1 protein-coding gene (only partly in view) is annotated in these 11,205 nt (G+C 38.1%); it reads right to left on the bottom strand.

Annotated elements, in window-relative coordinates:
- Positions 1-11,205, bottom strand: part of the annotated coding region (gene galE / locus PHO70_01135) for a UDP-glucose 4-epimerase GalE (GenBank protein MDD5431584.1) (this coding region is incomplete at its 3' end). 113,367 nt of the annotated region lie beyond the right edge of the window; 11,205 of its 124,572 annotated nt are in view.

Here is an 11,205-nt window from a genome sequence, read left to right as displayed (position 1 = left end):
ACCGACAGGATGCCCCTGATCATCAAGATCTAAATAAGCCAATAACTTCCCAGATTCCAATCTCATGCCTTCCCTTTTTCTAACTTCAAGCCGTTGTTGTTGGGCTATACCTTGAAATATAATTACGCGTATATCCTCACGCTTAAGCATGGAATCCAGTAAAAGGCCGGTTAAATTAGCTTTTGCGCTATTAACTACCGTAAAATAAAAACCTACTTCTGCATCTTCGGATACAAACAATTCAATCGGTTTGCCATTTTGAAGAATTGCTGTATTAAGACAAATCCTTTTGCTTTTATTAAGTTCGGCTCCAAGGGGACAGCCTTCTTCATCAAGGGTCAGTGAATCAGCAAATATTTTTTCCTTATTGCTTTTTTCTCCCATACAAATCGCATAGATTCCAATCTCTTTGTCATCTCTTTCAAATTGCAGGCCAATAATATTCTTAAACCCTCTTTTTTCCAAATATTCACAATAATAAACCAACCTACAATATTGCACCTTTTTAATAGTTATATACTGGACACCTTTAGGGACAAAAAATGTCTCAGTCACAGGAGATTTTTGAGCTAAAGCTAAACTATTATCTTGAGCAAATTGGAAACAGAATAAAACAACTGCGGCAAAAATAATTATTATCGGTTCCAAATGAAAATACGGTAATGCCAATATTCCGCTAAAGGCAAAGTTGCATTGCGCATCCCATCCATCGCTACGAACATCTTTCTTTGTGCAATCAATTGAATTATCTACAAAGACATCTGCAGATATACCGGTTAGAACTGTAGAAGTTGGCATAGAAAGCTCATCAAAAAGCAATTCCCTTTCAATTCCACCTTGAGCATCTGCATTAATCCTTCTGGAGCGCGTAGAATTATCCGCACAGATTTCAAAGATAGAATCGAATTTAATCCCTGAATTTAATAATAAAGACTCTGCGTCGGCATTTTCCACTAAAACTAATTCTGCCCCGTCATTATCTCTTAACGCAGCGATCTCATCGGCAATCGTAGCTATCGCAGCAGGCGATGTTACCAAATCATTACAAAATATTCGCACACCAGCTAAAGATTCCGCAACTTTTTTAGTAAACCATGTTTTACCTGCGCCGGTTTTTCCTATTATAGCCACAACAAGCGGTTTCTTAGTGGCAACTGCCGACTTTAATATCCTAATAGCCTCATCTACAGAAACCGTTCTTTTAAAATGTGCTTCCCATCGCTCTTGAAAACGTAAACTAAAACCAGAATAATCTGACTCCATGATTTTTAATAATTTAACTCTCAAGTATTCATAATCCTGCCTTCGGTAAGGAGTTAACGATGATAAGAACACGGATATAAATGCGTTATGATCGGAGATTAGACTGATTATTTTACGTATAAAATTTGCAGCCTTAGCATCTTTTTCTTCTCCATAACAACCTGCCATCCCAAGATACATCTGGATCATCTTAGAAATCCGCACAAAATCTCCACTTTGCGCTTCCCGTTGCGCCAACAAAGCAATATCATCATCACTAACAGCTTCAAAAACCTCTGTGAATATTACATCTGAATATGGAGGTAAAGCAATTCTATGCCATTTTCCATAGTAGCGATCCAGCAACTTTGGCCTCTTTACTCCTTTAATAAGCACGTGTGCTGCTGAACTATATTCAATATCTGTTTCGGGAGAATAAATAGAAACTGTTTTAACACCAATTCTTTTAAGCAGCTTCTTGACATTAATCATATCCCTTAAATAAACCAGGGCGCCTTCTTTAATATTCTTGAAACTCTCTAAAACCCGCATCTTAGCAGCATGATTTAATTCCCAAAGCACATAGCTTATATAAAAGATATCCCCGTTTTCTATTGCAGGATCCAACAGATGCTCTTTATCGGCGATGCTCTCTCTTACAAATTCAATCATTCCAAAATCTTTTATCCTCTTTCGATTTTCTTCCTTATGCACAAAACCAATATATTCTTCAATTAGATTCTTGACAGATACGGGAGTAAGCCGCTGTTTAATTAGAATACCTTCAACGTCATAAGGAAAGCCATCTTCTAATATTTGATTTATTCTTTCTCCAACTCCAGAGTCTATGTCTACCGCCTTTATGACGACTTTTATCTTCTCTCCCGGCCTGCCCCAGTTTGCATGCTGATCGAATTCCTCAAGTATCACAGAAGCAAGTAAGACCGGTTCAAGATGGCCACTGCCCAAGTCCCAAACCGTTAGCATTTTATCTTCTGGGTTTTTAGAATTAATTTTTCTATCAATAATCTCCGGCAGCCTCTTTCTTAAATCTTCAATCATCCAGCTATGCCGGCCCAAATTGGTAGTTGTCGGATGTTTTAAATAATGCATCAGTGCCAAATATGCCAGAGATATAATCGTGCGCGGATAATCAAAATTATTTCTTATGTCTTTTACAAAAGCTAATAAGTCCCCCTTATATGCTTTTTTAACTTCCGGGAAATTCTTTATATCTGTAAACCAGCTTTCTGGATATTTCAGGCCAATTTCTTCAAGCAGATTATGCAAAGCTTCTTTTTCCATAGCTTCAAAATAAACAGCGCTCTTTTTATAAAGAAATATATATATAATTCTTAGGAAATGCCTGAGGTTGTTAATGAAACCGGAGATTAGTCGACTTGTAAAACGGTTTAAGCAGGAAAATTTCAAAACACATAAAATCAACAATAATATGGCTATTACAATCGGAGGGGCAAGAGTTGTTACAAATCCCGTATCATTAGCTAAGATCGGAATTGCGGCAACAAGCGGAAGGCCAAAACAAGATAGATTATCATTCTTTCCTTCTAGTGATTGCCGTTTTGCTTTATAGTCAATCCCTCTAAGATCAGGGGCGTATTTACGTAAATTCTTTTCTCTCAAAGCTTTATTTGCCTCCTCTTGCCTCTCTTTCTTCTCTTGGCTTATAGGCCTGTCTGTCTCTGGATCGATAAACCTTCCATACGCATCCTGGATTTCTCCTGACAGCCTGCCTCCTTGGCTGCCATAAAGAGCTAAATTATCTTGGAGTTCTTTATCCCCGCTTTCAAGCATCTCCTTCCAAATCCTAGGCTGAGCAGCAAAATCACGTATTTTCTTCATATCTGCTTCTTCGCTATACTTTCTCCATAAATGCCAAATCCCGTAAAATATAAAACTAATGCTTAATACAATCGGCATCCAAATAATTGCTCTTAACATAAATGCCACTAACAACAAATTATTCATCCTTTCACGTAAATCCCCCTGAAAAAGAACATTTTGAAGTTTCTGCAAGCCTGATGGGGTCAATGTTGGCACTTTTACATCCTGCCGTGTAACTCCACCGGTTACTCCCTCGGTGAAAATACTGAATTCATAATTACGCATAGGATCATTGTCTTCTCCGTCTGAAACAATCACATTAAAAGGAATTTCCTTACGATTCTGCTTTGCTGCTTCAAGAGCCTTGTGGATCGCAAAAGTTGTTTCTTTATCAGTAGTAAGTATTCTGTTCTGAGTACGGTCACGCCAATGTATCTCGGGATGTTCCTTCGCCAACTTAACTACTGCACTTGGTACGCCCATAACATTGTCCCGGACTTGGATACAATAATTATAAACTCCGTATCCCGCTCCCAGGATTAACACTCCTAACACAAGATAAGCAACAGCCCTGCGGCAAAGAATAATAATCTTAACAAAACCAACAAAAAGCTTTAACCAAACCCTCGGGTCAAAAAGCTTAAATGCTACCCTCGCTGGCATAAACAAGCATTTCCCGATAGCTCTACATAAGCCGGGGATTACCTGGCTGATTATTCTTCTCTTCTCTACTTCAAAAACCTGGGCACGATAAATTTTAACTTTTTGCTTACTTGCCGAAGCATTGAATAATTTAAACACATTTGTTTTACCCAAACAGAGAGAATAAAGCTGAAAATTATTTCCCAACGGATATCTGTAAATGCGCTCATTTACGGGTATCCAATCCACAGAGGTTGTTTTAAATATTTCGCCTGACACATATTTTAGTCTTTGAATTAAGATACCTTCTGAATCGCTTGGGTCTTTTCTTAACAAATAAATGAGCCTTTTGGATAAACGAAGAACTACCGAGATATCTTCGGCAAGAATGTTAAATTCGCCTCCGCCTGTCATCTGCCAACTAAGTGGAGAGAATTCAAAAACCTCCATTGCCTTTTTATTTTTATTTAATAACGGGGCTGCCTTTACATAAACAGGAAGGTTATTTTTGAATAACTCAAATTTAGCCGGCTTAAATACAAAATCAGCTTGAGGCATATTTTTATCTTTTGTTTTATTATGCCAATACCACAAAAGTAATCCGACAACCGCAATTACAGATACTACTGCTAAAATAGCAATACTTACCACTTTCGCCTCAAGCGCCAACACTGGAAGAGTAGCCAATAAAACCCCACAGCAATGATTCTTTGATGGCACTTCTTCGATTTGATTTTTATTTTTAAAGAAAATTAATATTTTCTCTAAGGTGATTCTACACAATTCGGATTTTTTTTCATTTAATAATACAGAAGAATCGGGGTCCTGTTTATATGAAAAACCGTCACATAGCCTAAGAAGGAATAAAGGATCTACGGAAGTTTGAGTATCCGATAAGAATTGAAATCGTGAAATATCCTTCCGTACATCAGCAGTTTCGTTCTTTAAACAAATACCGAAATGTAAATGCCGATCTTTAATAAAAGGCTTGAATTTTTCGTTATCCGGCCAGAGATAGGCAATAGGCTGTCCGCAAACAACGTCTTGCCCCTCCTGAACCAAAATATTATCTAAATGGCAATATTGAGAAACAACCCTCTGGCCATGATTAATCTCTATATAACTATTCAGAGAAAGAGCCGGTAAACCATTATTTTGATAATTTATTACCGATAGGACGCTGCCTTTCGCAATAGCTCTTACAACAACAAAAGGTATATTTTGTACCCTGCCATGTTTATCGAAATATTTGCAAAAATCTATCCCAGAATGCGGCGACAAACCAAAAACAGAATAACGCTGCAGTCCAGCATCCCAATCATTAATTGAATTGAAACTTGCCCCTCGAGGAAAATACCATTTCCTAAAATTAGGGATATCTTGCGGCCAAATTGGAAGACTTAATTTTCTTGTTGAGTTGTTTCTATGGAAGGGGATTATATTGTTTTGCGCAAAGGCCAATGAATAAACTACATAAATAACTGCAGCAAAAGCTAAAATCAGAATAGGCGGAGCGTGTGGCATCACCCCTCCTGTTTCAGCTGCCAAAACAGGAATTTGCCCATAGTCATTTAAGAAAAATAAACTTGGCGCTAAAATTGATAAAGAACCTAAACTCTTAGAAGGGGACACTTTCCCGATTGGACTAGAAACAGTTTCTATCTTGGATTGAGAAACAGTCCTGCTATCAAAGATTTCTTTTCGCGGCTTACCGCGGAAACAGAATTTCTCAACATCAATAATATAGCCGATTGCTTCTTCATCTAAAGCTAACAAAACAGTCATATCCTCTTTGAAATACAAAGCAGTACCCAGACGAAGCCATTTAATATTAGTAGCTAATACTCTCATCGTATCCAAATCATAAACAATAAAACCGATAGTATCGAGATCGGGGCAATTTAAACCAATCATTGCGAAGTTCTTTTGATTTCTCAATTCTCCCCTGAGTGGCCTGAAGCTAGAATCATCAGCGCTTCTTGCCTTAACTTCGATATCTTCAGTAAAAAAACTTAATAAATGCAATAGTTCAGCTGAATTAGTCAGGGATATTCTTAGCTTAAAACCTAAATCGTAGGCTTTGCGCGCCAGATATCCAACAATTGCCTTTCCAAAACCCTGACCCATGAAAGGAGTTAAGAAACAATCACTTAAATTACATTCTCTACCTAGAATATACTCGTACTGAACCAAAGTATTATTGTCGCTCTCGCTGCCTGCTGTTCGGAATTCATAATTAAATCTCACGCCGCTTTTTATTAATGAGAAACTCTTGCCGCTTTTTTCATTAATCAGAATGATTTCCTCGGGGATTTCACTGGCAGGCCTACCGCCTTTATCTAATTCAATTCCTGCATAAGGTATAGAAGATACGTGCCTAGTCCGAGAGAAAAAGATCTGGATAAAACTCAAGAAGGATAATGCCGCGATTAACCAAAAGGCTAAAGAAGAAAACGATGGATTAATAACAATTGGTGCTGCTGCCAACAATACTCCAAAACAAGGCAATTTCTGGACTAGAGCGGTTTTGCCTGCCTGAGGGGATGGATCTAAATGCCTACCAAAATCCTCAAACCGACAATAATAAACCGTCTTTCTATTATCATCTCTTACCGGCTTAAATTTTAGCATCCATTGTGCAGGATAACCCAAGAATCCCGGCTTGGAAAAGAAGCAAGTAACATGGATGTTTTTATCTGGGCCCATCTTCCGCAGAAACACTTCAACCGGATGCGCGTTTCCTGAATCATCTCTCCAGCAACCAAGGCAGACTCGTCCTTCATCCCAAGTTAATGTAACAAAACCCTTGGGGCTCATCGGAAAAATCTTTCGGTTATCAAAAATACCATTCTTGATAAAATCGGGGGCCAAATTGTTATTGCCCTTACTACAATTATCACCAAGAAAGATTTCTCCGGTTCCTTTAGTTAAATAAAATAATTCTTCCAGGTGGGATTCTTTATCAATAAACCGATAATAAATTACCCCTTTTTTTGTTTCCGCGGTTAAAAGCAATTGATTTTGTTTAGGAAGATATTCTCCCAATCCAGGGAGATCTTCTTTTAATTCCCTTGCTGTAATCAAAGAATATACTGTATTCTCCCCTTGGTCCCTCGGACAATTACTCACTAATTCATTGCCATTATCCCATGAGCCATGAAGATGCGTCTTTCCTCTTAGTGCGTACCGCGGACGACGCGCAAATGGAAGCTGCTCAATAAAATCAATGACGTCATCATCCAGGTATTTTTTCTCTCTTGATAGCCAAACTGTAAAATCCTCCTGTCTGATATCTACACGCCTTAAGAAAGGTTCTTCTTTAGATAAAAGATAATACTTTAACTTTTGCTTTTCTGTTATCTCTTCTGCAACAAACAAAAGTTGCTCACGAAAAGGAAGCATATATTTGGCATACGGGTATCTTTTTATAATATCTGCGCTAGAAAGAAAACCAAACCTAACCTTTGAATGAATAGGATGCTGCGTTTCTATGGGATGCAGAACGCCTTTTGCATCATGCCAAGTAGCATGAGGGACTCTTCCTTGAGTTACAAGGGGAATCCTTTCATAAAAACCAGTTGGTTTCCCAAGAATGAATTTACCCTCTGAAACAGCGCACATAGCATCATTTTTAATTATCTCTGCAAGTAACCCGGGGCTGGCTCGTGGCCGGCGGGAAAGAATAGCATTTATCCTTTCAAGATTCGCCCTGCCAAACCGTTTTAAAACAGGAAAAAGCGGGTTTTTCCAGTGGACATGCATAACCTCAAATAAATAAACATCACTATTATCGTCAAACTGGGGATTAAACTCATTTTTGCTTTTAACCATTGAGCGGACTTTTGCTATTACGGCTTTCTTTATCTGATGAACACGCGCACGGGTAACACCACTAAGCAAAGCTGCATCTTGAAGAAGATAGGAACGAGTTGCCCCAATTCCAAACAATAGCTTTAAAATAATTCGTTTATCAACTTTTAAAAGGCTTAAATAAGGCTTAAGCCCCTCTATCTGCTCACTAGTAGCACAACCGGAATCTTTAGACGCTAAAGCTTCTACACCAAGATTATCTTCTCTGCCATAATCGCCTTTAGCATTATCCTTTGTTCTCCTGATTTTTCTCGCAGCATTCCCGATTTTTCCCTTAATCCACCATGTAGCATAAGTAACAAATTTAACCTCATATTCATCAAATCTAAAATCACAAATTGCACGCAATAACCCATACCTGCCATAAGCAATAGCTTCTTCCGGCTTTAACGGGTAATTTGGCGGCATTTTTTTAACCCAGCCATAAACAACAGGAAGGTAGCGAAGATTCAAAAACTTAAAGATCTCCATCCTTTTTGCATCCGTTATGTTTTTTGCATGAAGAGCTTTAAATATTATCCTTTCTTCAGGTTGCGTTAACCTTCCTTCTCCTTTAACTAAAATATCCTCAAATTCTTCTAAAGGAACTGTGTATTCCCTTACTTTTATCTCCGGTAATTGAGTAAAAGTGTTGATTCTACCGTCTTCTAAAAGCAGTTTCTGAAAATAGTCTTCTCCGTCTACCAAAATCCACTCAGGGCTTCCTTCAAAATAACTCAAATACTCGCTTAGTTGCTCTGCAGCTAGATTTGTAATACCATAACCATTATCTAACGAAGACGCTTCTATTAATAAAGATAGGCCTTTTGATACTACATCCTGAGTCAACGGAGCGCCAGAACGGGCTATGTTAATTAACTCCTCCATAAAAACATCCGGGCTTAACTTATAACCAATTTTCTTGGTATTATCCAGCAAATGAAGGATTGATTCCGGTAATAAAGGTTTCGCCCAGTCAAAGAATGAAGATTTGAGGTAAGAGGCCGCTTTTAGATCCAAATGTTCCGAATCTATTAGGCAATTCATTGCGATTAAGTCCAATATTACATGGGCTTCTGAATATCCGATGAAACGGGCTAAAGAAGAAATCCTCCAGCGTTGACCTTCAGGTGGCATCCCAAGAAGTGCTTTCTTAAGATATTCCAAGCGTTTTTTCCTTCGAGTCAAAGAAACTATACCCACGCGCACCTTTTGCAAATTCTGCTTCAAATAATATTTAATATCAGCGGGGCTTGATTGAGCAAAACATAAAATACAAAAGGCCATTATAAAGATAAAGAATACAACCACCCATGAAGATGCATTAAATGTAATCACTGCGAGCAACAAACCAGAACAGCGCAAATTAGAACCGTCCCCTTTATTCCACAAAGACAGCAAAAGCAAGTCCATTCTTATATTCTTCAAATGATTACGCCAAGATTGCAGCAATTGCGAAAGATCAGAAGGCAAAAACATGCCTGATAGCCTATCATCAGATGGCATAGTGATAACCTCTTCAAACAAATTCCTAACCTCTGCATTTATTCTATTATCAATTCCTGAAATTAGTTTTGCGTATTCCCTCCACATCGCCACAATTACACTCGAGACTCCTTCATTCCTTATCCCTGCGGCCAATGCAGACATAATCAAGTACCTTGCTGCCTGACGCATCTTTATCCTATCTTCCTGCTGCACTTCCGGGTTTATATACATAGCAAATAATTTCCGAAAGATCTTGGATAAATCATATTCTAATCCCACAGAACCTCGTTCATCTTCAACACTTAGCATTGCTTGAAGACTGTCGAGATTCAAGAAAGTATTAGTCCAGGCCTCTTGGCCTTGTGCACGCCCATCTACTAGCGAATCATCTAACCCCCTTGGGAATGCTTTGCGTACACTAGAAATACTAGAAAGCAAAATATGCCATTCGGGATATTGCTTTATTAACTCAATTGCATCCTTTTTTGAAATAGCATACAAGATTAAATCATCCGAATCAGCATAAACCGTTGCAGTACGTTCTCCATTTTCTGTGAAGAATATAATTTCGCCGTATAACGCCGGAACATTGGGGATAATTATATTTTCTTCTTTTTGAGTAATTATCTTAATTTGCCCTTTTGTAACGATGAATATTACCGGATTATCATTTGCAAATGAGTCTAACTTCTGTCCTGCGATAATAAATGGAACTCCTTTTTCCGGAGCAGAAATTCTAATTGCTCTTTTTGCTATATCCTGGCAAACTGCATCATCAAGCGCAAAGAAAGCTGAATTAGGATCTTGGCTTAATTGCTTAATTACACTTGGCTCCAAGCAATCATTAGGCTTATCTCCGGGCACTCCCCATTGGGAAAAATGGGAAATATTAAACAGGAACAAAGCTCCTATAGCTAAAATACTTAGCAGGAACCACAGTGATATAAATCTAGTTTCATTCGCCAAAATAGGGAGTGTTGCGAGCAACAGGCCAAAACAAAAGCTTTTTTGTGAAGAAGAATTACTATCATCTTCAGCAAGATCATAAATATCTATGTCGTCCTGACGTGCCCTATCTTGTGGACGGACAGATGGCTTAGTATTATTTTCGGATGCGAGCTTTTCTTCTTCATTTATTTTCCTGATTACCTCTTGGCTAACTTTACTCCAATCTTCTATGATACGCCAAACATAGGCATCTTTATCCAATCCTTCTTTTAATACTAATGTTTTTTGTTGCATGTCCATATTTGTGCGAATCGGTTTTATAGCAAACTGCCACTTATTATTTCTCATAGCCTTTTCCATAACGAGATAATATTCATATGCGCCATTTAGATTTTGTTGCCGCACAATATCTAATACCTCCAAATTTCTTACTTCCTTTTTATAGAATTCAGCTAAAGGCTGTTCTGTCAAATGAATGGCTTCTTCCAATAAAACCGGCATATTCATATTCGACTTGACCTGAATTGTCAACGCATCTATCTTAACAATCCTCCATTTTTTCTTAAAATCTTCCCAAGCATGCTTCAAAACCCGGAATCTATGAAATAACTGTGCGTTAATTTGCTGCTCGGGATGTATAACAACCTCATCGCCCTTTAAAACACCCATAAGAGATCCTTCTGTTTGCGTTTGCGGCTCTTCTATAGGTATGGGTTTTTCTTTTTCCGCCTCAATCTTAGCTTTATTCTCAAGGTATTTATAAATTACATCAATAACCAATAAAATCTGCTTCTTTAATTCTTTCTCATCCGTTTTCTTATTCCCAATAAAATACTGCCAAGCGTCCAATTTCTGCAACATCCCTTTAATTGGTTCAATAAGCTCAAGAAGCGGCTTTGTAATTAACGCGAAATCCTCGAACCCTTTGGCGATCTTGATTCTTTCACGCGTTTCCGCTACCATCTGCAAGGTTAACTTCTCAGAATTAATAATTTGCCTGGAACGAACCGAGTAAAATTCCATTAATTCTTTGTCGCTTTCCCCAAAATCACCTTTATACTCAAGTTTATCTTGTAATCTCCTTCGCGTCCGGATTTCTTCTTCCGTCTCTTCCTTGATATCAACACCTGATTCTCTTGCAAGATGTTCTAGATATTCGTTACTCTCTTCTTCAACTGTCCTTCTATACTC

The sequence above is a fragment of the Candidatus Omnitrophota bacterium genome (genome assembly GCA_028715415.1).
Lineage (GTDB): Bacteria > Omnitrophota > Gorgyraeia > Gygaellales > Profunditerraquicolaceae > JAQURX01.
The sequence above is the reverse complement of the archived record's forward strand: the minus strand, read 5'-3'. Positions and strand labels throughout refer to the sequence as shown.